This is a genomic window from Arthrobacter sp. GMC3, from assembly GCF_002929305.1.
Classification (GTDB): Bacteria; Actinomycetota; Actinomycetes; order Actinomycetales; family Micrococcaceae; genus Specibacter.
This window is the reverse complement of sequence record NZ_PJIO01000002.1, coordinates 259,721-283,246: the sequence shown is the minus strand read 5'-3', so window position 1 is coordinate 283,246 and position 23,526 is coordinate 259,721. Positions and strand designations below refer to the sequence as shown.

General features: G+C 62.6%; 21 protein-coding genes, 1 tRNA gene and 1 other RNA gene. 12 read left to right on the top strand and 11 right to left on the bottom strand.

Annotated features, from left to right (window positions below; genetic code table 11):
* The first annotated feature begins 9 nt into the window (after positions 1-9).
* A complete protein-coding gene (locus tag CXQ94_RS04625; RefSeq protein ID WP_104087031.1) occupies positions 10-807 on the top strand; it encodes a hypothetical protein in 798 nt (265 codons plus the stop codon).
* Positions 807-1,199 (top strand): hypothetical protein, encoded by a 393-nt coding sequence (locus CXQ94_RS04620; protein WP_104087030.1) that lies wholly within the window; start codon positions 807-809, stop codon positions 1,197-1,199. Before CXQ94_RS04625 ends, CXQ94_RS04620 begins: the two co-directional genes overlap by 1 nt.
* A gap of 48 nt (positions 1,200-1,247) precedes the next feature.
* On the opposite strand, the gene CXQ94_RS22450 is transcribed toward CXQ94_RS04620, so the two are convergent.
* The 5 genes from CXQ94_RS22450 to CXQ94_RS04600 form a co-directional block, all read right to left on the bottom strand.
* On the bottom strand, positions 1,248-1,412 hold the full coding sequence (locus tag CXQ94_RS22450; protein WP_181034069.1) for a hypothetical protein: 165 nt from the start codon (positions 1,410-1,412) through the stop codon (positions 1,248-1,250).
* An 85-nt stretch (positions 1,413-1,497) separates the two neighbouring features.
* The gene (locus CXQ94_RS04615) at positions 1,498-1,959 is read right to left on the bottom strand and encodes an Ltp family lipoprotein (protein WP_104087029.1); all 462 of its coding nucleotides are present in this window, start codon (positions 1,957-1,959) and stop codon (positions 1,498-1,500) included.
* An 82-nt stretch (positions 1,960-2,041) separates the two neighbouring features.
* On the bottom strand, positions 2,042-3,178 hold the full coding sequence (locus tag CXQ94_RS04610) for a site-specific integrase (protein WP_104087028.1): 1,137 nt from the start codon (positions 3,176-3,178) through the stop codon (positions 2,042-2,044).
* Positions 3,179-3,273: 95 nt separating this feature from the next.
* A tRNA-Ser gene (locus CXQ94_RS04605) sits at positions 3,274-3,361 on the bottom strand.
* Between the two features lie 347 nt (positions 3,362-3,708).
* Positions 3,709-3,921: a hypothetical protein gene (locus CXQ94_RS04600; protein ID WP_104087027.1), complete on the bottom strand. Its 213-nt coding sequence runs from the start codon at positions 3,919-3,921 to the stop codon at positions 3,709-3,711.
* Positions 3,922-4,097: 176 nt separating this feature from the next.
* Here CXQ94_RS04600 and ffs point away from each other — a divergent pair.
* From ffs to recR, 3 genes are all read left to right on the top strand, one after another.
* Positions 4,098-4,193: signal recognition particle sRNA small type (ffs, locus tag CXQ94_RS04595), an RNA gene on the top strand.
* Between the two features lie 70 nt (positions 4,194-4,263).
* Entirely contained in the window at positions 4,264-7,437 is a 3,174-nt protein-coding gene (locus CXQ94_RS04590) for a DNA polymerase III subunit gamma and tau (protein ID WP_104087026.1), read from the top strand.
* A 54-nt stretch (positions 7,438-7,491) separates the two neighbouring features.
* Positions 7,492-8,091 carry a recombination mediator RecR gene (recR, locus tag CXQ94_RS04585; protein WP_104087025.1) on the top strand — a complete coding sequence of 200 codons (600 nt, stop codon included), beginning with the start codon at positions 7,492-7,494 and terminating at the stop codon, positions 8,089-8,091.
* Between the two features lie 58 nt (positions 8,092-8,149).
* On the opposite strand, the gene CXQ94_RS04580 is transcribed toward recR, so the two are convergent.
* Complete coding sequence (locus CXQ94_RS04580) at positions 8,150-8,986, bottom strand: helix-turn-helix transcriptional regulator (RefSeq protein WP_104087024.1); 837 nt, start codon at positions 8,984-8,986, stop codon at positions 8,150-8,152.
* A 78-nt stretch (positions 8,987-9,064) separates the two neighbouring features.
* On the opposite strand from CXQ94_RS04580, the gene ilvD reads away from it, so the two are divergent.
* Complete coding sequence (gene ilvD / locus CXQ94_RS04575) at positions 9,065-10,963, top strand: dihydroxy-acid dehydratase (RefSeq protein ID WP_104087023.1); 1,899 nt, start codon at positions 9,065-9,067, stop codon at positions 10,961-10,963.
* A gap of 114 nt (positions 10,964-11,077) precedes the next feature.
* Here the strand turns inward: ilvD and CXQ94_RS04570 are convergent, their stop codons facing one another.
* Both CXQ94_RS04570 and CXQ94_RS04565 read right to left on the bottom strand, forming a co-directional pair.
* The gene (locus CXQ94_RS04570; protein WP_146070226.1) at positions 11,078-12,268 is read right to left on the bottom strand and encodes an ABC transporter permease; all 1,191 of its coding nucleotides are present in this window, start codon (positions 12,266-12,268) and stop codon (positions 11,078-11,080) included.
* On the bottom strand, positions 12,265-13,197 hold the full coding sequence (locus CXQ94_RS04565) for an ABC transporter ATP-binding protein (RefSeq protein ID WP_104087022.1): 933 nt from the start codon (positions 13,195-13,197) through the stop codon (positions 12,265-12,267). Before CXQ94_RS04565 ends, CXQ94_RS04570 begins: the two co-directional genes overlap by 4 nt.
* A 314-nt stretch (positions 13,198-13,511) precedes the next feature.
* Here CXQ94_RS04565 and CXQ94_RS04560 point away from each other — a divergent pair, with 314 nt between their 5' ends.
* Positions 13,512-14,798 (top strand): aspartate kinase, encoded by a 1,287-nt coding sequence (locus tag CXQ94_RS04560; RefSeq protein WP_104087021.1) that lies wholly within the window; start codon positions 13,512-13,514, stop codon positions 14,796-14,798.
* 84 nt (positions 14,799-14,882) lie between these two features.
* Here the strand turns inward: CXQ94_RS04560 and CXQ94_RS04555 are convergent, their stop codons facing one another.
* Together CXQ94_RS04555 and CXQ94_RS04550 are read right to left on the bottom strand one after the other, a co-directional pair.
* Positions 14,883-15,104 carry a hypothetical protein gene (locus CXQ94_RS04555; protein WP_104087336.1) on the bottom strand — a complete coding sequence of 74 codons (222 nt, stop codon included), beginning with the start codon at positions 15,102-15,104 and terminating at the stop codon, positions 14,883-14,885.
* Positions 15,105-15,197: 93 nt separating this feature from the next.
* Positions 15,198-15,422: a hypothetical protein gene (locus CXQ94_RS04550; protein WP_104087020.1), complete on the bottom strand. Its 225-nt coding sequence runs from the start codon at positions 15,420-15,422 to the stop codon at positions 15,198-15,200.
* 106 nt (positions 15,423-15,528) lie between these two features.
* Here CXQ94_RS04550 and CXQ94_RS04545 point away from each other — a divergent pair, with 106 nt between their 5' ends.
* Positions 15,529-16,008: a MarR family winged helix-turn-helix transcriptional regulator gene (locus CXQ94_RS04545; RefSeq protein WP_258066703.1), complete on the top strand. Its 480-nt coding sequence runs from the start codon at positions 15,529-15,531 to the stop codon at positions 16,006-16,008.
* A gap of 8 nt (positions 16,009-16,016) precedes the next feature.
* Positions 16,017-16,952 (top strand): 3-methyladenine DNA glycosylase, encoded by a 936-nt coding sequence (locus CXQ94_RS04540; protein WP_104087018.1) that lies wholly within the window; start codon positions 16,017-16,019, stop codon positions 16,950-16,952.
* A gap of 132 nt (positions 16,953-17,084) precedes the next feature.
* Here CXQ94_RS04540 and CXQ94_RS04535 read toward each other — a convergent pair whose 3' ends face one another.
* Positions 17,085-19,775 (bottom strand): exo-alpha-sialidase, encoded by a 2,691-nt coding sequence (locus CXQ94_RS04535; protein WP_104087017.1) that lies wholly within the window; start codon positions 19,773-19,775, stop codon positions 17,085-17,087.
* 359 nt (positions 19,776-20,134) lie between these two features.
* Between CXQ94_RS04535 and purS the strand changes: the two genes are divergently transcribed.
* From purS to purL, 3 genes are read left to right on the top strand one after another with little or no spacing between them, the layout of a single operon-like run.
* Complete coding sequence (gene purS / locus CXQ94_RS04530) at positions 20,135-20,386, top strand: phosphoribosylformylglycinamidine synthase subunit PurS (protein WP_038465086.1); 252 nt, start codon at positions 20,135-20,137, stop codon at positions 20,384-20,386.
* A 2-nt stretch (positions 20,387-20,388) separates the two neighbouring features.
* Positions 20,389-21,141, top strand: coding sequence for a phosphoribosylformylglycinamidine synthase subunit PurQ (gene purQ / locus CXQ94_RS04525; RefSeq protein WP_104087016.1), 753 nt, complete (start codon positions 20,389-20,391; stop codon positions 21,139-21,141).
* Positions 21,142-23,451, top strand: a complete 2,310-nt coding sequence (purL, locus tag CXQ94_RS04520) for a phosphoribosylformylglycinamidine synthase subunit PurL (RefSeq protein WP_104087015.1) — start codon at positions 21,142-21,144, stop codon at positions 23,449-23,451.
* Positions 23,452-23,526 lie beyond the last annotated feature (75 nt).

The following is a 23,526-nucleotide window of genomic DNA, read 5'->3' as shown; positions in this document are numbered from 1 at the left end:
GGAGGCATCATGGTGAACCTGACTGACTGGGCCAAGACCGTTGTTGGCCGGTACATCGACGTCGACCAGTGGGCGGGCAACCAGTGCTGGGACTTGGCGCAGGCGTGGCTCACAGCCTGCAATGGTGGCACGTTGTGGACGCAACCGAGCCGCTTTCCCGGGCTGGCTGCCGGGTCGTGGGAGGTTGCCACGCAGAACACCGCGAACACGGCCGACCTGCTGCGGCACGTGACCCCAATCCCTGGCACGGAACGCGGCCTGCCAGGTGACATCATCATCTGGGCCTACGGTTCCGCTGACTACCCCATCAGCCACACGGCCGTGCTCATGGAAGACCGCGGCCCGATCCTCCGCAGCCTGTCCCAGAACAGCAGCCCGGCACAACCATGGCTTCCCGGATACTCACCCGAGTCGTCAGGGCCAACGATTTACCAAGACCTAGCCCGCGCCGGCATCCTCGGATTCCTGAGGCCCCGCACAACCATCACCGGGCAAGGGTCCGGGATCACACCAATCATGGAAGAAGGTTTCCTCATGACACTCTCCGACGCCGACCAGATCGAGGTCCGCGATAACCTCCGCAAAGTCGTCGGCACAACCGCCGATACGAGCAATCTTGCTACAGGCATGAACGAGAAGCTTGACGAGCTCGTTGGCAACGTCCGCAAGACGTTCTGGAACACGCAGGAGTCAAAGGTGCTGTTGCAGTCAGCGACACCGGCCCAGCTCGCATCGGACATCAACGCAGCCGGTATCGCTGCCAACGTCCGCGACGAGCTAGTCAAGATCCTAGGAGGCACCAAGTGATGTCACGCCACGCAGCAGCGTCCACACAGGAACGCAACCCCCGCAGCGCCAGTGTTCGTACTGGGCTAGCCGCACTAGTCGGCATGCTGCTGCTGTTGAACCCTGTCCTCGCTGTCGTCATCGAGACACTGCGACCCTACGGCGACGTGATCCCCGGATGGGTGTTCATCTGGCTCAACGGGGCCATCACGGTCACAGCAGTGGCAATTGCACTGGTCACCCGCGTCATGGCAGTCCCCGGCGTCAACGACTGGCTGAGGAAATACGCGCCATGGCTCTCACCCGAAGACAAGCCCAAGCCTGCACCGCCCGCGGATCCTGAACTCACCGACGACTACCGAGAAGCAACTCTCCGAAGTCACTCACCTATCTACGGCGACGACGGCAAGTAGCACCCACCAAAAAGCGCCCCACCTTCACAGGTGGGGCGCTACTGGTGTTTAACGCTCAACTCGGATACTCAAGATCCGCTGCCCCTCTGGCAGTGTCCGGCGCATGGCCGCGAATCCCTCGTGATAGTCCTCGCACTCGACCGCAGTTTCTTCGATGGGGCCCGTCACTAACGGGTCAGCCTGGATAGTCTCAATGGCGCCGATGATCTTCACCAATCAAGGGTACGCCGAGGGGCCGACAACGTGGGCAGCACTAAGCCCCGCCCACTTGTGGTGGACGGGGCTTAGGGGAGTGCGGTTAGCCTAGGTTGTCGACCGCATAGGCCGCTTCCTCGGCAGTGTACTTGTCACCATGCTCGCTTGTGAGTTGAGTGCGGATGCCCTCGGGAGACATTGCCATCGTGTCCCGGTAGTTCTTCGCGGATTTCAGAGCATTCGCATTCCAGTCCGCCTTGATGTTGTCAACGGCGTACTGTGCAGCCTCAGCGGTGAACTTGTCGCCTGCAGGGCTGGTGAGTTGGGCGAAGAGTCCGGCCTTGCTCATGGGCAGGATCTTGTCGTAGTTTTGCGCGCTCTTCAGTGCTGACTTGTAATCACTCGGGACTTCTTCCGCCTTCGGGGCGGCTGGTGCAGCGTCTGGTGCAGCAGCTTTAGATTCAGCGGTCACTACCTTGCTAGAATTGGCAGAGTCCGTAGATGCCGAACAACCAGTGAGTGCGAGAGCCGCAGCAACAGCCACGGCGGCAATAATCTTCTTCATTTGTTCCCCATAAAGTGGTGCTTGAGTGTGAAAGAGCAGTCTATAGGCGCGGTCCGACATTGCCGAAACTACTCGCATGCGGTTACGCTTCGAGCGCCTTCTCGGCTAGCTCTGCCGCACGGAACTGAGCGTCGGGCACGAGGTGCGAATATCGGTCAACTGTCGTTTGGATGGATTCATGCCCTAACCTTCTGGACAATTCAAAAGGACTCATCCCGGCGCCTAACATTAGCGAGGCGTGAGTGTGTCGCATATCGTGGATTCGAGGCCTGTTTCCGGCGCCCTCTGGGTACTCGAGAGCATCCAGCGCGGTGGCCCAGAACTCATGGAACGTGCTATGCCTGATTGGGCCACCGTAAGACGTCGTGAACACGATCCCCCCGGCGCCGGCAGCTTCCACGGCAGGGCGAACGACATCAACGAGCGACGGGGAAAGGCTGATAGTGCGGCGCGACTTGCGAGTTTTGGGTGGCCCAACATAGAACCGGTTGTCTCCGTCACGCTTCCACGCCTTCTCAACTCTGACGGTTGGCTGGGGGACGTCCAGCTGGAAGTCTCCGCCAAGCAGCGCTGTCGCTTCTCCGAACCTGGCACCCGTGCCACGGAGGAAAGCCATGAGCGGCCTGTACCGCTTCGGTAGAGTCTGCACGATGGTCGCAGACTCAGCGGCCGTCATGAAGTGCATCTTCTCCTTGATTGACTCATCGCGAGGCAGCTGCACACCCTTACATGGATTGTCCTGCCGCAGCCTAAGGCGTACCGCCGTTTCCATCGACGCGGACAGAAGGCCATGGTGGTTAGCGATGGTCTTGGGCGACATGGGCTTACCGCCCGCTTTCTTCTCCTGCATCATCTTTACCCACATGACCACGTCTTCATGCTCGACGGCGGCCACCGGCAGCTTGCCAAACTCCCCGCCAAAGTGGTTTTTAATCGCAGCCTTGTATCGCTTTAGCTGATCCGGTCCCGCCCTAGTCAGCAGCGCAATGTGCTTGTCTAAGTTCTCAGTGACGCTTGGTCCGCCAATTTCGATCTTCTCTAGCAGGCGCTCGACGGCGCGTAGAGAATTTCCGTTGGCTTCAAGGTGGCGAACCAACTGCTTCGCTTTGTATAGCGTTGGCAGGTTCTGCGACGTCTGCCTGCCTGAATCGGAGTCACGCCAAAGGACGGCATATCGAATGGTGCCGTCTACTTTTTTGCGTTCCCTAATGCTTGCCATGACCCAATTTTAAGCGATTCTTGTCAACAAAAACAGCCGTCCCGTCAACACACAAAGAAAAAGGCCCCTAGATCGTTGAGATCTAGGGGCCGATTTGGCGGAGGATGGGGGATTTGAACCCCCGAGGGCGTTAACCCAACACGCGTTCCAGGCGTGCGCCATAGGCCGCTAGGCGAATCCTCCAGCTTGCCGTGGTCAACACGGCAGGTTCAAGAGTACCTGACAAAGTGCCGAAGTCACGAATCGGGCATTCGAGGGGGCCTGTCAGGGCAGAAAAATGAGGGTAGCCAAGGCCCCGTTCAAGCCCGACTACCCTCATTTTCTATATCGGTCTATCGGAAGGCAGACCATCTAGAAAAGAATCAGCACCAAAGCGCCGGTTCATATATGCGTTGTGGTGCTCCCTCCTCAACGTATATACGCTTTCAATTTTACAACAATGTCACGTCCATGTGATTTGCCGCACGTGAAAAATCGTGGAATAAACACCGGAAATTCACATATTTATCCGAAAGGACAGTGGATAAGGGTTACCGCATGCCCGCACGCAAAGCCATGACTGCGACAACAAAAGCTGCCAGCGCAAAAATTGCCGCTCCAAGCCATAGCACCACCTGCTGCCCCGGATGGTGCTTTGTGCGTTGGGTGCTGTGTGTCGAGAACGCTTCAATCCGTACCAGTGCCGAAATTCCAAAGATAAAGGCAAGCGCCATAAACGCCCATTGAAAGACTCCGTAGTACATAACAGTCGTCAACTCCTCATGCCTCGGGCAAACTTGGGGGCGAAGTCGTCCGGGATCCCTTGCGTGGTGACAGGAGTGCCCCTCTGTGGCGAACGTATCACCGCAACGCAAAAATTGATACGGCAACCCAGAGCCTGGTCAATTCGACCCTCCCCGCTCCTTCAGGTAAGCTGTTTGACGGCCCCTCATGTGGCGTCACCCTGTGAACTCCCCCAGGACCGGAAGGTAGCAAGGGTAAGCGGGCTCTGGCGGGTGCATGGGGGGTCTTTACTTTTCCCCAGATTTGCCCAATCTGCGGCATTGACCGGCATTTTGTCAGGCGGATTAGATAGGGTTTTACCTGTGAGCGCACCAACAGCCCTTTATCGCCGGTACCGTCCCGATTCGTTTGCGGACGTGATCGGCCAGGAGCATGTCACCGCTCCCCTCATGACGGCGTTGGATAAGAATCGCGTCAACCACGCCTACTTGTTCTCCGGCCCGCGAGGCTGCGGCAAGACCACCTCGGCACGCATTCTGGCCCGCTGCCTCAACTGCGCTCAAGGCCCCACCTCGCACCCCTGCGGCAGCTGCGACAGCTGCATAGAGCTGGCCCGTGGCGGCCCCGGTTCCCTGGATGTCATTGAGATTGACGCTGCCAGCCACGGCGGCGTCGACGATGCCCGAGATCTGCGTGAACGCGCCACCTTTGCCCCCATTCGCGACCGCTACAAGATCTTCATCATCGATGAGGCCCACATGGTCACCTCCGCCGGCTTCAATGCGCTGCTGAAAATTGTGGAAGAGCCGCCGGAGCATATCAAGTTCATCTTCGCCACCACGGAGCCGGACAAGGTCATCGGCACCATTCGCTCGCGCACCCACCACTACCCCTTCCGGTTGGTGCCGCCCGAGCCGCTCATGGCTTATTTAGCGCGACTGTGCGAACAAGAGAACGTGCCGGTTGCTCCCGGAGTTCTTTCCCTGGTGATCCGCGCTGGCGGGGGCTCGGTTCGTGACTCGTTGTCGGTGTTGGACCAGCTCATGGCTGGCGCCGGGGCCGCTGGCTTGGACTATGAACTTGCCGTTGACCTCCTTGGATACACCCACGCCTCACTTCTTGACGACGTCGTGGAGGCACTGGCCGCGGCCGACTCCGCCACCGTGTTTAAGTCAGTTGACCGGGTCATCCAGACCGGGCACGACCCCCGACGGTTTGTCGAGGACCTTCTGGAGCGTTTCCGCGACCTGATCATTGTTCAAGCTATGCCGGAAAGCGCCCACGCCATTTTGCGAGGGACCCCCGACGAGCTGATCGCCCGCATGCAGACGCAAGCCGCCCAACTCGGCGCGGCCGAACTCTCACGGGCTGCCGATGTCACCAATTCCGCTTTCAATGAGATGACCGGAGCCACATCCCCCCGGCTGCACCTGGAGCTTTTGGGCGCCCGCCTGCTGCTGCCCGGCGCCGACGCCTCCGCCCGCGGCATGGCTGCCAGGCTGGATGCGATGGAACGGCGGCTTAACTACGGTGCCGCCCCAGCTACCACAACACCGGCAACCACCTCTGCTTCCCCGGAAGTGGCGCCCGCCCAGAGTGCCACGGCCACCCCGCAATTCCCCGCCGCCACTGTCCCCGCCAACCAAGGCGGCGGGCTCGCGGCGGTCCGTGCCCAACTGGCCAAGGCCAAGGAAGCCGCGGGCGCCCAAGTAGCCAGCCGCCATAAGACCGACGCGGCCCAAGTTCCTGCGGTAGCCGCCGTGGCAGACACTGCACCTGCCATGGAACCGGCCCCTCAGCCGGCGGCATCTGCCGCACAGCAGGCTGTCGAACAGGACTGGGGTATCCCCACCAGTTCAGCGACCGCCAACGCACCCCAGGAAACGTCAGCACCGGCAACGACCTCGGCCCCCAGCTGGGATGACCTCCCCACTGCTGCCCCCACTTGGGATGACCTCCCGGCCGTTCCCCCCGCCAAGGCCGAAACAACGCAGCCGCCTGCCCCCGTACAGGCGCCAGTCCCGGAACAGCCCACGCAGCCTGCACCATCTGCACAGCCCCGAGCGGCGGAACCTGCGGCAACACCAGTTGCCCAGACGACTCCCCCACAGGCAAGCGCCGGGTCCTCCGGAATCGAAGTTATCCGTCGCGCCTGGCCCGAAATTCTCGGCAATTTGGGCAACATTCGCAAGGCGTCTTGGGCCATGGTGAACCAAAACGTGGTTCCCCGCGCCTTCGATGGTCAAATCCTGCGGGTTGCCCTGCCCACCACCGCACTTATCCAAACGTTTGAAAATGGCGGGCACGCGGACAACCTTCGTCAGGCCATCCACACAACATTGGGCATCAGCTGCGAGCTCGACCCCATTACCGGTGACGCACCGTCAACGGGAACGAGCGCTGAGCCAAACCCAAAAGGACTGACTGACCCACGCTCGCTCAACCCTGAGCGCGGCAATCCAACACCCGTGCCGGCCACCGCCCCGATCCCTACTCGGGCACAAGACGCACCGGCCGCCCTGGCACAAGCAGCCGAACCGCCAGCAACACCATCGACAGCTCCTGTGGCTCCTGCCCCGGATGCAGTTCCGGTTCCGGCTGCAATAGCCACGCAGGTTCCCCCTGTCTCTGCCGCACCTAATGAGGCCGCGCCTGTTGTTGCCGCGCCCTCCCCGGCACCGCGGGTGACCCCGGCGTCGGAATGGACCGGCCCCATCCCGGACGAGCCGTCTTGGGATGAGGAGCCCCCGCACGACGACTGGGCGCCCGAGCCCGCCCAGTACGCCACTGCACCCGAACCAGTGCAGGCCGCCAGCCAGGCGCCCGAACCGGTCCAGGAAGCTGCACCCTACCGGCCCAAGGTCTCCCCCATCTCCGCCTGGACCACCGGCTGGGATATGCCGGCAGAACCGGCCGTACCCGTTGCAGCCGCTGCAGATGCCACGGCCCAGCCGCGGCGCAGCCAGTTGCTGGCACAACAAGCCCAACAGTCCGCGAACGAACCGGAAACCGTGGAAAGTGATGCCCCGCAAGACTGGGGCGTTTCCCTGGGTGCCGTATCCAGGAACCGCGTGGCAGATCCGGGCTGGGGCGCCGTCTCCAACGCACCCGATTGGGCCCAGCCCGCCACGCCAGCCCCCGAGACCGCGAGCGACGCCAGTGCGGCCGGCTCCTCGGTCGTGGCCAGCCAGCCGCAGGCACCCACTCCGGAAGCGGTCCAAACGGGCGTCCCGGAGCGCAACGTGCAGCCGGTCGCGCAGGAGGAATCGACGTCGGGCATCCAGCCGGCGCAACAAGGCGACTCCGGTGCCAGCGGCGCGAAAATGAGCATGTACCAGCGCCTCTCCAACAGCCCCGAAGCTCAGGCCGGGCGGGTTCAGGCACCTGCCAAGGCCGCTGACACCCCCTACATTGAGGACGTCCCGAGCCCTGACGACGTCACCATCGAGGAATCCGGTGTGGTGGGTCAGGCGGCCGTGGAGCGCATTCTGGGCGGCGCCCTGATTGAGGAACGCCCGCTCAACGGCAACAGCTAGCACCCGCTGCCCGGAATTTTCCAACCTTCTTTGAACCAACAGAAATGAGCGATTGTGTACGAGGGAGCAGTTCAGGAGCTCATTGATGAGCTGGGACGCCTGCCGGGGATCGGCCCGAAGTCCGCCCAGCGGCTCGCTTTCCATATTCTGGAAGCCGACACGGAGGACATGCAACGGCTGGTGCGCGCCATCATCACCGTGAAGGAACGTGTGAAGTTCTGCACCGTCTGCGGCAACGTCACCGAGGCCGAGCTGTGCAATATTTGCCGCGATGACCGCCGTGACCCCACAGTCATTTGTGTTGTGGAGGAGTCCAAGGACGTGCTGGCGGTGGAGCGCACACGCGCCTTCCGCGGCCGCTATCACGTGCTGGGCGGGGCTATCAATCCGATCGCCGGGATTGGCCCGGACCAGTTGCGCATCCGGGAACTGTTGACGCGCCTGAATGACAGCCAAATCCAGGAAATCATCATCGCCACCGACCCCAACCTGGAGGGCGAGGCCACGGCCACCTACCTCTCGCGGATGCTCAAGACGATCGGCATCACCGTGACACGTCTGGCATCCGGGCTGCCGGTGGGCGGCGATCTGGAGTACGCCGACGAAGTCACCCTCGGCAGGGCCTTCGAGGGCCGCCGCAACGCCCTGACCTAATCGCCGAACGGGCAGTAGTTGTTGATGTCCACGCGAAACATCAACAACTACTCCCCGCTCACGGGGTGGAAACGGGCGTTAGGGTTGCCAGTCGTTCGCGCGTTGGGGTCCCGGACGTCGGAACGTACATGACAAAGTGCAGGTCCGGGACATCCGAGGGCACCACCCTGTGCTGCTCAAACGTCAGCTCCCCTACCGTTGGGTGGTTGAACACGCGTTGGCGTGAGGCAAAATTCAGCACCACGTGTTCGGCCCAGATGCTGGCAAATTCGGCGCTAGCGTCTTGGAGTTTGTGCACCAGCGCCGTGTGAGCCGGCGACCCGAGCCGGGGACCCGCCTCGGCCCGGAATTCGGCCACAAAATTCCGTGAAGTGATATCCCAGTCCGGGAGCATTTGGCGTAGCTGGGGGTCCGTGAAGACCAGCCATAACAAGTTGCGGTCCTCGGGCTCCACCTGGGAAATTCGCGAGTACAGGCACGCGTAGGCGTGGTTCCAGCCGGCAATTCCCCAGTCGGGAGCCACAGCGAAAGCGGGAAAGTCCAGGGCATCCAACAGTGCCTGCAGGTGCGGGGGCACCACCGCAACAGGGGAAGATCCCGACGGCGGCATGGCACCATGGCCTCCCAGTGCCAGAACATAAGACTGCTCGGCCGGGCTAAGACGCAGAACCCGGCCTATGGATTCCAGCACCTGGCGTGAGGCGTTAATGTCCCGACCCTGTTCCAGCCATGTGTACCAAGTGACGCTGACGGCCGCGAAGGCCGCAATCTCCTCTCGCCGAAGCCCCAACATGCGGCTACGGCCAATCGGAGGCAGCCCGTGCTCCGCCCGGACCAGCCCCGTGCGGCGGTCACGGAGAAACTGGCCCAGCTCACGGCGTCGTTCTTCATTCATTTCACCAAATCTAGCACTGCCACTACTAGTATTGAGGCCGTCTTCACGGCGCGAGTGAATTGCTGGTTAACTAGCGTTATGCCTCCATTACGTTCACGAACAGTCACCCACGGCCGCAACATGGCCGGCGCCCGCGCACTCATGATGGCCTCCGGCGTCGCCAAGTCCGACATCGGTAAGCCGATCGTCGCCGTCGCCAACTCCTTCACCGAGTTCGTCCCCGGCCACACCCACCTGGCGCCGGTGGGCCGCATTGTCTCCGACGCCATCCACAAGGCCGGCGCCATTGCCCGCGAATTCAACACGATCGCCGTGGACGACGGCATCGCCATGGGCCACGGCGGCATGCTCTATTCGCTGCCCTCGCGTGACCTCATCGCCGACTCCGTTGAGTACATGGTCAACGCCCACTGCGCCGACGTGCTGGTCTGCATCTCCAACTGCGACAAGATCACCCCCGGCATGCTCATGGCCGCCCTGCGCCTGAACATCCCCACCGTCTTCGTCTCCGGCGGGCCCATGGAAGCCGGCCGGGTCACCATGACCGACGGTTCCATCCGCTCACTGGATCTGGTCAACGCGATCTCCGACGCCGTAGATGCTACGGTCTCTGACGCCGACATCGAGCTCATCGAGGACAACGCCTGCCCCACCTGCGGATCGTGTTCGGGCATGTTCACCGCCAACTCCATGAACTGCCTCACCGAAGCCATTGGCCTGTCCCTGCCGGGCAACGGCTCGTTGCTGGCCACGCACACCGCCCGCAAGGAACTCTACGAGCGCGCCGGGGCCACCGCTGTGGCACTGGCCAAGCGTTACTACGAGGACGACGACGCCTCCGTGCTGCCGCGCTCGATCGCCAGCTTCGAGGCGTTCGATAACGCCATGGCCCTGGACATCGCCATGGGCGGTTCCACCAACACCATTTTGCACCTGCTCGCCGCAGCGCAGGAGGCCGGCCTGAAGTACGATCTGGACGACATTGACGCCAAGTCGCGCCAGGTGCCGTGCCTGGCCAAGGTCGCCCCGAATGTTGCCGGCAAGAAGACCTTCTACATGGAGGACGTCCACCGCGCCGGAGGCATTCCCGCCCTGTTGGGGGAGCTTAACCGTGGCGGTTTGCTCCACACGAACGTCAACTCGGTCCACTCCAGCAACCTCACCGACTGGCTGGATGACTGGGATATCCGTGGCGGCAAGGCCACCGAGGCAGCACAGGCTCTGTGGACCGCGGCCCCTGGCGGCCAGCGCTCCTCCACCGCATTCTCACAGTCGGCCGAGTGGACGTCCTTGGACACCGACGCCGCCGAGGGCTGCCTGCGCGATGTTGAACACGCCTTCTCCAAGGACGGCGGCTTGGGCGTCCTACGCGGCAACATTGCGCTCGACGGCGCCGTGGTCAAGACCGCTGGCGTGGATGAATCCATCTGGACATTTGAGGGCCCGGCCGTGGTCTGCGAGTCACAGGATGAGGCCGTTGAAAAGATCCTCAGCAAAATTGTGAAGGCCGGCGACGTGGTGGTCATCCGCTACGAGGGCCCCCGTGGTGGCCCCGGCATGCAGGAAATGCTCTACCCCACGTCCTTCCTAAAGGGCCTGGGCCTGGGCAAAGTCTGTGCACTCATCACCGACGGCCGCTTCTCCGGCGGAACCTCCGGCCTCTCGATTGGCCACGTCTCCCCCGAGGCTGCTGCTGGCGGAACTATTGCCCTGGTGCAGGATGGGGACCGCATCCGGATCGATATCCCCAACAGGTCCATGGAACTGTTGGTTGACCAAGCCGAGCTCGATGAACGGCGTGAGTTGCTAGAGACCACCACGGGTTACCGTCCGGTGGGCCGCGTGCGCGAAGTATCGGCAGCCTTGCGCGCCTATGCCTCCATGGCCACCAGCGCCGACAAGGGCGCCATCCGCCAGGTTCCGGCCGACGAAGTACTGATGCGCGCTCCGCGAACCTCCGTGCCCGTGCTGCAGTAGCCGGATAGTTTCACTGAAAACGGGGCCAACCCGCGAGAACGGCGCATCTTCGCACCGTCGCCGCGGGTTGGCCCCGTTTTCGCGTTCTGCCAGCGGCTTCGGGGCCGAAGGACGCTACGCGATCCGGGTTCCTTTGGGCAGCTTCCCGGCAGGTGTGCGCAGCGCCCGCCAGCCGAGAGCCAGCACTCCCCCGGCTAACACGAGCTGCAGTCCCATCCCCAACGGCCACAGGGGCATTTTCTGGGACAGATAGGCGGGCGTGACCTTGCCATTGGCGCACGGATACGTGGCTGCGGGCCCCGCCTGGGCAATCCGCGCACCCTGGCTGATTGTTTCAAAAGCCCCCGTGGGCGAGTAATCCCTGCCGGTGGGCGGCGTATACGGAATGGAGTCGGCAACCACCACAAACGGGTTCATCGCCAGGATCCAGGCGACCCGATCGGTGCGTATTGTCTGGTACTCGGTCAGCGGCCCGTAGCAGGCATATTCCAGGTTTTGATCGGTGATGCCCGGGGGCGGCGTGGGCATTTCCGGCTGCCCGCCCGGACCCACATATTCTGGCGGGATCGCCGAATACGTGCCCTTGTAGAAGGTTTGGTTGGCCATGACGGTGCCATGGCTGACCATAGCGCCGAGCCCAAAGCCGATTACCGTGCCAACACTCAACGCCGCAACCACCAAATAGGTGACCACAATGGAGAACAACGGCCTGTTCGCGAGAGCGGAAATCCCCACACCCAGCGCGCAAACCACGCCCAACTCCGCGGCCAGCATGAGCAGGGCGATGAGGATGTGCCCGGCACCCAGCCCGCCCTGCAGAATACCGAAAAGCAGGAACGGGGTGCTCACCACCAGGAACGCCAGCCCGGCAATCCACGATGCCAGGAACTTTCCCCACAAAATTTGCCCGGGCCGCAGAAGTGTCACTTGCATGATGGCCAAAGTGCCGGCCGCCCTGTCACCGTTCACGGCATTGGCTGAGAACGCCGGCGCCACCAAAAGGCCGAAGAGCAGCACAAACGCCATCACAATTTCAAAGATGAGCGAACCCGGCCCACTCTGCGCGGACACCCGGCCAAAGCCGCTATTCTGTCCGCTCCAGCTCCACCACGTCAGCCACGTCACCAGCCCGATGACCACAAACCAGATGGCAAGCATGATGTACCAGCCGCGCGATCGCATCCGCTGGCGCATTTCCATCCCCACCACGGCGGCAACGCCCGCCCAGTAGCTGCCGAATCGGCCAGGGGGGACAGGCTGCGGTGTAACAGGTGAGGCGGTGGATCCCTCCGAAATGATGGTCATCGCTGCTCCACATCCATGCTCATGTACGTTTCCTCAAGGGCGCCCGAGGCCGGAGCGAAAGCGGATACCGCCACGCCTGCCCCTACCAAATCACGCAACAACGCGCTGGCCTGGGCCTCACCGGCCACCTCCACGGACACCGAATCCCGCCGTCCCGTTCCGGCACTGAACGGCACCCCCAGCGCGGTCAATGCGTCGCCCAGAGAGTGCACATCCATCGCCGAAACACTGTAGCGGCGCCCCTGCGTGGCAGCCTGCTCCACCGTTTGGGCCAAAACCGTCCTGCCAGCATTGACAAACACCGCCCTGTCCGCGATTTCATCCAGCTCGGCCAAAACATGTGAGGAGACGACGACGGCCTTTCCTTGCGCTGCCAGGCCCCGCAGGATCTGGCGCAGGGCCACCCTGGATCCCGGATCCAGGCCTGACGCCGGCTCATCCAGGAGCAGCACTCGGGGGTCGTGGATCAAGGCGCGGGCCAAACTCAGCCGCTGCTGTTGTCCGCGGGATAAGACCCGGGCCTTCTGGTCCGCCAGCTCACTAAGGTTCACCAACGCCAGCAGCTCGTTGACCCGGGCGGGGATGGTGGCCTTGGGCAGCTGATAGAACTTGCCCATGAACGTAAGGATTTCCCGGGCACTCAACGCCTCCCACACACCCAAGGTGTCAGGCATCCAGCCAATCTTGGCGCGCGCCGCAACGGGGTCCTTCGAGGGATCGATCCCCATGATGCTCACCGATCCGGCGTCGGGGGCAAGCAAAGACGCAAGCATGAGCAAAAGTGTTGTTTTTCCTGCACCGTTGGGCCCAATGAGGGCAGTGACCTCGCCCGCCGGAGCCTGCAGATCCATGGAGATCACGGCGTGAACGTCACCAAAGCTGCGCGAAACACCCACTGCCGCCAAACCGTTGAATATTTCCGATTCCATCAACTTAGAACACCCTCCCCCTGGTGGCCGGCCGCCGGCCCTCAGCCCCATCCTAGGGTGAGGGCAACGTCCCGGTCCTCATCCCGGCGTCGGATCTTTCCTCCAGAAGACCGCCGACGACGACGGGGGGTGTCCGTCATGTGGACGGCAGAATTCCATATTGGGCAAGGCCCCGGGCTAAACTTGCCTCAACTGCCTTCCGCGCTGACGATGCCGCACAGGCCGGCCGCCATGGCGGTCCGCGCGAACGGCAGCGAAAATTCTCAAAAGTCATCTCCAGATGTTGCGTTAGGTTAGCCGATGAGTGTGCACCCATGAGCTTGATCGTTCAGAAATATGGCGGATCCTCCGTGTCAGATGCCGCGGGCATCCTCCGTGTTGCCCGCCGCGTGGTCCAGACCCAAAATGACGGCCACGAGGTGGTGGTGGTGGTTTCCGCCATGGGCGACACCACCGACGAACTGCTGGATCTGGCCGCACAGGTTTCCGAACACCCGCCGGCCCGCGAGCTGGACATGCTCATGACCGCCGGTGAACGAATTTCCATGGCGTTGCTGGCCATGGCCATCAGCGGCCTGGGCGGTGTGGCGCAGTCTTTCACGGGCAGCCAGGCCGGCATGATCACCGACGGCATCCACGGAAAAGCCCGCATCATCGATGTGGACCCGCATCGCGTGCGCACCGCCCTGGACAAGGGCAAGGTGGCCATTGTGGCCGGTTTCCAGGGCATGAGCCGCACCACCCATGAGATCACCACCATGGGACGGGGCGGCTCCGACACCACCGCCGTTGCCTTGGCTGCGGCCTTGAACGCCGACGTGTGCGAGATCTACACCGACGTAGACGGTGTCTACACGGCAGATCCCCGGGTCGTCCCCAACGCGCAAAAGATCAGCAAGATCTCCAGCGAGGAAATGTTGGAGATGGCCGCCTCCGGCGCCAAAATCCTCCACCTGCGCTGCGTGGAGTACGCTCGCCGTTTTGGCCTGCCCATCCACGTACGGTCCTCATTTAGTGACAACGAAGGAACCTGGGTCCTGCCCAGCCCGGACGACAAAATCAAGATCTCAGAGGGAGTTGCCTTGGAGCAGCCAATCATCTCCGGCGTGGCCCACGACCGGTCAGAAGCAAAAGTAACAGTCGTTGGCGTACCGGATATCCCCGGCAAGGCCGCCATGATCTTCGGCATCATCGCCGGAGCCCATTCAAATATCGACATGATTGTGCAAAACATTTCCACCAAGGGCTCGGGCAAGACCGACATCTCCTTCACCCTGCCCATGGTGGAAGGTGAAGATGCCCTGAATGCCCTGCGCGCCAAGCAAGGCGACGTTGGCTTCGAGGACCTGATCTACGACGACAAGATCGGCAAACTCTCCCTCATCGGCGCCGGGATGCGCTCGAATCCGGGCGTCTCCTACCGCTTCTTCCAGGCACTGTCCGACGCCGGGGTGAACATCGATCTGATCTCCACCTCCGAGATTCGCATCTCCGTGGTTACCCGCGCCGACCTGCTGGATGTGGCCGTCCGCGCCGTCCACCAGGCGTTCGGGCTCGACAGCGACGACGAAGCAACCGTTTACGGTGGCACCGGGCGCTGACGCCCCTCCCCCAACGATTCGGGTGTGAGAATGAAAAGGTGCCTGCCGAAGATAATTCGGCAGGCACCTTTTTTGCATATATTCCTAGTCAGCTGGCCGGTCAGTCTTCCTGACCGCGTAGTGATGCCCGCTTGAATCAGTATGCTGCTCGATGTGCAAGAGCTCGTCGTCGCTTTCATCTTCAAACGCATCGTGGCGATGTACTACAGGGGAATCCATGTCGCCTTGATCGGCCGGACCGAAAACCTTGCGGAGATGATCAGTGGCGTGCATGAATTTGCCGACAAATTTCTCATCCTTTGTCATCATCAACACCCCCTTTCCACGCCGGGTAATATGTGATGCACATCTCACAATCTTACTCTGATGAAGAGCCAAAAGCCCGCAGGGAGTCCCGAGCTAGCGCAGGGACTGGTCGTTCGGATCCCTAGGGACAAGGTAGGTGGTTCCGTCGGCCCGCGTAACCGTTTCCCACTGCTCGGTCGCAGCCTGCTGGGCCGTCAGAAGCGCCTTGTTTTCCGGCGTCATTTCATGATCCAGCGGACCACTGGCGGCCGGGCCAAAAATGGCGCGCAGGCGACCAGTGAAACGCATAAGCCGGTGAACAAAACGCTCGTCAGACATCAGTTTTTCCCTTACCTATTCTCGGTAGCAATGAATTCATAGTACCCTCTAAGTTAGTGCACTAACTAATTGTTGGCGCTTATCAACACCGCGTAGGAGTATTTCTGTGACTGCCATCGACAACGATCTCTTGCTTGAACGCCAGCTGTGCTTTGGCCTCAGCGTTGCCTCGCGCAGTGTCATCGCCGCTTACAAGCCCGTCTTGGCGGAACTGCAACTGACACACCCGCAATACCTGGTCATGCTGGCCTTGTGGGAACAGGCCCCGCGCAAGGTCAAGGACATCAGCGCCGCCTTGTTGCTGGAATCGGCAACCCTGTCCCCACTCTTGAAGCGCCTGGAAACCCTTGGCTATGTCACGCGCCAGCGCAGTACCGCCGACGAACGGGCCCTGGCCATCGACCTGACACCGGCCGGCGCCCAGCTTCGCACCAAGGCGCTCAGCATCCCCGGAACCATGATGGCCAGGCTCGGCCTGGACCGGGATTCCGCCCTCGCCCTACACAAGACCATGATGACGCTCATTGATGCCGCCACCCACGCTGACGCTCAAGAGGAATCGTCGGCAGGAACCGATGCCGGATAATTGATCTTATGACCATCGGCACCACACCTCTGCAGCACCAGGACGACGCCACATGGCAGGCGCGCACTACTGCACACCAGGAGCGAGTTGACCGGTACGCCCTCCCCTATTTGGCTCGCAGATCGGCCGGGCAAAAGCATCCGGTGGAAGACTTCCTGTTCACCTACTACACGCAAAAACCGGGCCAGTTGCGGCGCTGGCACCCCGGCGCCGCCGTCGTATTGGCTGGCGATGCCGCCATGGAGCGCCTCGACTGGAAATTCTACCGACCGGCCACGGAAGCCGAACGGGCGGTGAGTGGGAGTCCCAAGGACGGGCCCGCCGTCGTATTAGACATGGCCAAATTCCTTGAACAGCGCAAGGATGCCGTGGACTTTGCGCGCATCATTCTTGGCCGAACGGCTGCCCGTCCGGCCCAATTTGGTTGTTTTGGGCTGCACGAATGGGCAATGGTTTATCAACAGGACGCCAATGAGGTCCGGCACGAATACCTGCACTTGCGACTTGGATCCCGGGGTACCGATGCAGTGGTGGAGGAGAACAAGATCCGCTGCACGCACTTTGACGCCTACCGTTTCTATACGCCACAGGCGTCGGGGCTCAACGAGCTCACGCCCACGCGCGAGAACCAACGCGACATGGAACAACCCGGGTGCCTGCACGCCAACATGGACCTCTATAAATGGGCGTACAAACTTTCCCCCGCACTGCCCAGCGAACTGGTCATGGATTGCTTTGAGCTATCGTGGCGGATCCGCGCCATGGACATGCAGGCTTCCCCGTACGACCTTGCCGAATGGGGTTACCCGCCGATCCAGATTGAGACGGCCGCAGGCAAGGCAGACTATGTGGGCTTCCAACGGGGCTTTGCTGCCGAATCGGCAGTGTTGCGGGAACGCCTGCGGGCGGCCGTGGACGCTCTGGTCGTCGACGAATCAGCGTAAGAATGTCCGCCGGCGCGGCGTTGCATCTGCCGGCGCAACGGCAACAGCCGCCCCGAACGACAATGGGGGCTGCTCCGCCCTACGGCGGGACAGCCCCCATTGTCTACCTACTTCTTAACGGAACATCACTCGCTACGGGGTGACGTGGAAGGTTCCAAAGGAGACCTGGGCGCCGGCCGCATCAAGCAGCACCAGCGTGTCCTTGCCGTTCTTGGTGCCCTTAGGAACCGTGAAGGTCATGGTCCCCTGAGCATCGGCCAGGAACCAGCCAAAGCGCTGCCCGTGCTGATTCAGATAGATGTAACCCCACTGATTGGCCGGGGCTCCGTGCACCGTGACGGTGTCTCCGACGCTGTACTTGCCCGCATTCAGGCCCAGGTCAACCGGCGGCTGACCCTTCAGATTGGCTCGGTCCACGGCGGGGGCGCCGGAGGGCTTGGATGCGATCACCGGCAACGGCAGGGCAGCCACGGCAAGCTCGACGGCGGCCGTCTGGGCGCCGTTGTTCGCGCTGGCGGCGATACTGGAGGCCGCAACCTGGCCCGCGGCAAGCTCGTCCGCTGTCACGGCCCTCGTGGAGGTGAAGACCACGGAAGCACCCGGAGTCAGGGTCGCTGCGGGGGAACCCACGCCGGTCGCAGTCACATCGGTGAGGACTACGTTGCCGGAGTTCTTCAGGGTTGCGGTGGTGGTGACGATGTCGCCGGCGTTGGCCAGGCCGTTTCCGTCCACGTCATTCCATGCCGCGGTGCCCGTTCCCACCAGCGACGCGTTGCGGGCCACCAGGTCAACTTCCTTGCCGGTGACGGTGTAGTTCTGCGTGGTGGCACCAGTTGCGGAGACAATCCAGGTGGTCAGCGGAACGAAGAAGCCCTGTGCCAGTTCGTCTGTGGTGACGGTGTGCTTGGGTGTTGCGCAGTTGTAGCCTCCGCCCACCGACAACGCCTGGTAGCGGCAGTTGCCGCCGCCGTCGGCCGGGATGAACGGCTTGAAGTTGCCCGTGGCGGGAACTGCTGCCGCCGTGACGTTGCTGAGGCTGTCCACGCGGAACTGGTACGGCACGGCTTCACCCACGGTGTACGGGTGAGTGGCGAGATCGCGCTTGGTGTCGGTGGCGGATCCGCTGATCTGTAGGCCCACGATGTTCTCGGTGGCGCCACCGGTGATGGTGGTGGGAACAATGGCCTGCGCGGCGGTGCCGTTGACACTGACGGTCGCGAACAGGTCAACCTTGCCTGCTCGCAGGAAGCCGGGAATGGTCACGGGCACGGAAACGGTCTTGGTTTCGCCGGGAGCAATGGTGGGCACTGCGGTGCTACCAAAAGTCCAGCCCGGCTTCGCGGCGAAGGAAGCCACGGCTCCGGCCAGGGCGGAGTCACCGGTGTTTGTCACGGAGATCGCGGCATCAACTGTTGCGCCGTTGGCGCCGACCAGGGGTTCGGCCGTGACACTCGCGCCGCAGAAGACGCCCAACCAAGCTGCGTTGAACTTGGCGAAGTGGATGTTGTCGCCGTCGCCTTCGTACAGGAGCCCGAAGGTGCCGTCGCTCAGGGCGGACACGGTGGAGTAGGCCATATAGCCGTCCTTGAACTGCTTGCCGGCACTCCAGGTGGTGCCGTCATCGCAGGAGTAGCGGATAGTGCCATTGGAGCGACTGGAGGCGTTCGCGTTGGAGAACAGTAGGATCTTTGACTCGGCCGAACCTTGGGACGCGTTCGGGTACATGCGGGCAATGGAGGCGTTGTTGGTTGGATCCAACAACGTGGCGTCGTAGCGGACGGGTCCCCAGGTCTCGCCGCCGTCCTTGGAGACGGTGACCTTGCGGCCATTGCCGTTGTTGTTGTCGCGGGAGTTCAGCATCAGGTCGCCGTTGGAGAGTTCAACGCTCTTGTTCTCATCCATGCCGACGCCAACGTTGCCACCCTTGGTCCACGTCTTGCCGTGGTCGTCGGAGTAGACGCTGTAGGCCTGGATGACGTCGTTGCCGCCGGCGTCACGAACCTTGCCCGCGTACTGCTGAACCAGGCGGCCCTTGTGCTGGCCGTACTTGAGCTGGATGCCTTCACCAGAGGAAGCAAACATGCCGACGACGCCGCCCACGTTGGCCACGCCGTTGATGGTTGCACCCGCGGGCTTGGCCACGTCGGTGATGAGTGGTCCGTCAAACCCCGTGTACTTGGAGCCCGCAGGGTAGTCGGTGAAGGACGGCAGTGTGGGGCGGTTCTGCGGATCAGTGGACCAGGTCAGGCCGCGGTCGGTGGAAACCGAAACTTCGGTGCTTGTCACATTGCGGTTGGCGTCGTCGGTGCCCAGGATGCTGCCGAAGAAGCCCTGGTCCTTGGAGTAGACGTGGAAGTTGAAGACCGTGTCGGTCTCGGCGTCGTAAATGTAGCTGGGGTCGCTGAAGCCGAACTTCGCCCGTCCGGGGGCCTCAAGCTGTCCGCGGGAAATGAATGTGGGGGCACCCCAGGTCTTGCCGCCGTCAACGCTGCGGCGCTGGACAATGGAGTTCGGCGACGGTGAGTCCCCTCCGCCAGGGCGCCCGTCATAGGAGGCCAGGACGACGCCGCCGCCCAGGTCAACGAGGGCGGGGATGCGGTACGTCGGGGCCAGCGTGGAGCTGATCGCGTTGTCGCCGCGCTCGGCCACGGGCTGGTCGGTGAAGAACGGCGCTTCCGAAGCGGACGCCGCTGCGGCGGCAGGAGCCGGCTCCTGCGCAAATGCGGGCCCCATCATGGAGGTCAGCAGCCCGGCAGCCAGGGCCCCGGCTGTGACGGCTACGCGCCCGCGCTTAAACCGGCGCACATTGTCGGTGGATTTCATTTGGTCCTTTCAAAGCGGCCGTCATTGGCCGCATGGATATGGCCATGACATGGGGTGCCCCGCCGACATGTGATTCATCGGACATGGAACATCCGACAAACGTAGCGTGTGCTCGATCACAGCACGACTTTGCATAAACGTCTCGCCAGTGGCTAAGATCACGCCCGCGCTGTCGTCTCGTTTTAGCCCGGCGGGGTGGGCCCACGCCAACTTCTTGAGTTTGCAATCACTGCGTAGAATAGGAGTGCAAGCTCGCGGAGCGCCCCTGTATGCCGGTCCTTTGGATCCCCACCCGGCCTTCAAGACGGCGTAAGACGGCACTCCGTGGCCACCCTCTTTTAACACCAGGAGTTCCTTCGATGCCTCGGATCGTTGTCGACGTCATGCTCAAGCCCGAAATCCTTGACCCGCAGGGAAAAGCCATTGTTGGCGCCCTTCCCCGTCTGGGCTTCACCGCATTCTCCGCCGTCCGCCAGGGCAAGCGCTTTGAACTGACCGTGGACGGCGAGGTGACCGAGGAAATCCTGGCCCAGGCCCGTGAAGCAGCCGAAACCATGCTCTCCAACCCGGTCATCGAAGATGTCGTCAACGTGGAAGTTGTGGCTGACTAGAGATGAGTGAGACCCCCTTGATTGGCGGGGCCACCCTGGCCCCGATTGATTCCCGTTTGGCGGGAGCCCGCATCGGCGTTGTCACCTTCCCAGGCACGCTGGATGACCGTGACGCGGCCCGCGCAGTGCGCGCATCCGGCGCCACCGCCGTCGAACTTTGGCATGCCGATTCGCAACTGGGAGACGTCGACGCCGTCATCATCCCCGGCGGATTCTCCTACGGCGACTACCTCCGGGCAGGCGCCATCTCACGCTTCGCGCCGCTGATGTCCAGCATTGTCGATGCCGCCAACTCCGACGCAAAGCTGCCAGTTCTGGGTATTTGCAACGGCTTCCAGATCCTCACCGAGGCACACCTTTTGCCCGGCTCGATGATCAAGAACGACCACCTGAAGTTCCTGTGCCGGGACCAGGTTTTGCGCGTGGAGAACAACACCACGGCGTGGACCAACGCCTACGCGGCTGGCCAGGACATCACCATCCCATTGAAAAACCAGGATGGCCAGTACATTGCCGACGAAAAGACGCTTGACGCTCTCGAGGCCGAAAACCGGGTCGTGTTCCGCTATGTGGGCATGAACCCGAACGGCTCGCGCCGCGACATTGCCGGTATCTCCAACGCCGCGGGCAACGTGGTGGGCCTGATGCCGCACCCCGAGCACGCCATTGAAAACGGCTACGGCCCCGGTCACACCGGCACCGACGGGCTGGGCTTCTTCACCTCTGCCCTGAACACGATTCTGGGAGGCAAATAAATGTCTGAAACCACCGTCAAGAAGTTCAATATCGACACCGTGGCCAACGCGGCAGTGACTCCAGATGTTGAACTGCCGTGGGCCGAGTTGGGCCTGAAGCAAAACGAGTTCGACGACGTTGTGAAAGTCCTGGGCCGCCGCCCCACCGGCGCCGAGCTGGCCATGTACTCCGTCATGTGGAGCGAGCACTGCTCCTACAAGTCCTCCAAGAACCACCTGCGCCAATTCGGCGAAAAGGTGACCGAGGAAATGAAGAAGGACATGCTGGTGGGCATCGGCGAGAACGCCGGCGTCACCAACTTGGGCGACGGCTGGGCCGTGACGTTCAAGATCGAGTCCCACAATTCACCGTCGTTCGTGGAGCCCTACCAGGGTGCCGCAACGGGCATTGGCGGCATTGTCCGCGACATCATCTCCATGGGCGCACGCCCCGTGGCCGTGATGGATCCGCTGCGTTTTGGCGCCATCGACCACCCCGACACGGCCCGCGTCATGCACGGTGCCGTTGCCGGCATTGGCGGCTACGGCAACTCGCTGGGCCTGCCGAACATCGGCGGCGAAATGGTGTTCGACTCCGTGTACCAGGGCAACCCGCTGGTCAACGCCTTGGCTGTTGGCGTCATGCGCCACGAGGACATCCGCCTGGCCAACGCCTCCGGCAAGGGCAACAAGGTTGTCTTGTTCGGTGCGCGCACCGGCGGCGACGGCATTGGCGGCGCCTCGGTGCTGGCTTCGGAATCCTTCGATTCCACCAAGCCGTCCAAGCGCCCCGCCGTGCAGGTGGGCGACCCCTTCGCCGAGAAGGTGCTCATCGAGTGCTGCCTGGAACTCTTCAAGGGTTCCCTGGTTGAGGGCATCCAGGACCTGGGCGCCGCGGGCATTTCCTGCGCCACCAGCGAACTGGCCTCCAACGGCGACGGCGGCATGGAAGTTGAATTGACCTCCGTGCTGCTGCGCGATCCCACCCTGACCCCGGGCGAAATCCTGATGTCAGAGTCGCAGGAACGCATGATGGCCGTGGTGACGCCGGAAAACATGGCCGCATTTGAAGCCGTCATGGACAAGTGGGCCGTGGAATACTCCTGGCTCGGCGAAGTCACCGGCACAGGCCGCCTGATCATCAAGTGGGAAGGCGAAGTCATTGTCGACGTCGACCCGCGCACCGTGGCCCACGACGGACCGGTCTATGACCGCCCGTACGCCCGCCCGGAATGGCAGGACGCCCTGCAGGCGGACACCTTCACCGGTTCCGTGCAGGACGCTGGCCGCCCCGCCACCCCGGATGAGCTCAAGGCGGCAATGCTGGAACTCATCGCCTCGCCGAACATGTGCTCCAAGGAGTGGATCACCAACCAGTACGACCGTTACGTGGGCGGCAACACCGCCATGGCGTTCCCGGACGACGCCGGTGTGATCCGCGTGGACGAGGAAACGGGTTTGGGCGTGGCCCTGGCCACCGACGCCAACGGCCGCTACACCTTCCTTGACCCGTACCACGGTGCCCAGCTGGCATTGGCCGAGGCCTACCGCAACGTGGCCACCTCCGGCGCCGTACCGATGGCCGTCAGTGACTGCCTGAACTTCGGCTCCCCCGAGGATCCGGACGTCATGTGGCAGCTGGCCGAGGCCATCCGCGGCCTGTCGGACGCCTGCATGGTCCTCGGCATCCCGGTCACCGGCGGCAACGTCTCGCTGTACAACCAGACGGGTTCGACGCCGATCCACCCCTCCCCCGTGGTTGCGGTTCTGGGCAAGTTCGACGACGTCGCCCGTCGCACACCGTCGGGCTGGCAGGAAGATGGCCAGGCCATCTACCTGCTCGGCACCACGGCGGCCGAAATGGATGGCTCCGAGTGGGCCAACATGCGCGGCCACTTGGGCGGCTTGCCACCCAAGGTTGACCTTGCCAACGAGCGTGAATTGGGTGAGATCCTGATCAACGCATCCCGCGACGGCATGATCGACTCCGCACACGATCTCTCCGAAGGTGGCCTTGCTGCCGCCCTGGTGGAATCGGCACTGCGCAACAACACAGGCGCCCGTGTGGCCCTTGACGAAGTTGCCGCACGTGATGGCGTGGACATTTTCACGTTGCTCTTCTCCGAGACTCAGGGTCGGGCCATCGTGTCCGTGCCGCGCAGCGAGGAGGTCCGCTTCAACGACATGTGCACCGCACGCCGTTTCCCGGTCTCACGCATCGGCGTTGTTGACGCTGCGGGCGCGGCCTTGGATCTGCAGGGCTTGTTCACCGCCCCGTTGGACGAACTCCGCGAAGCACACGAGGGAACGTTGCCTAAGTACTTCGGCTAACACCCTTCCCCCGAACGGGCAGTAGTTGTTGATGTTTCACCTAAATATCAACAACTACTGCCCGTTCGGCTTTAA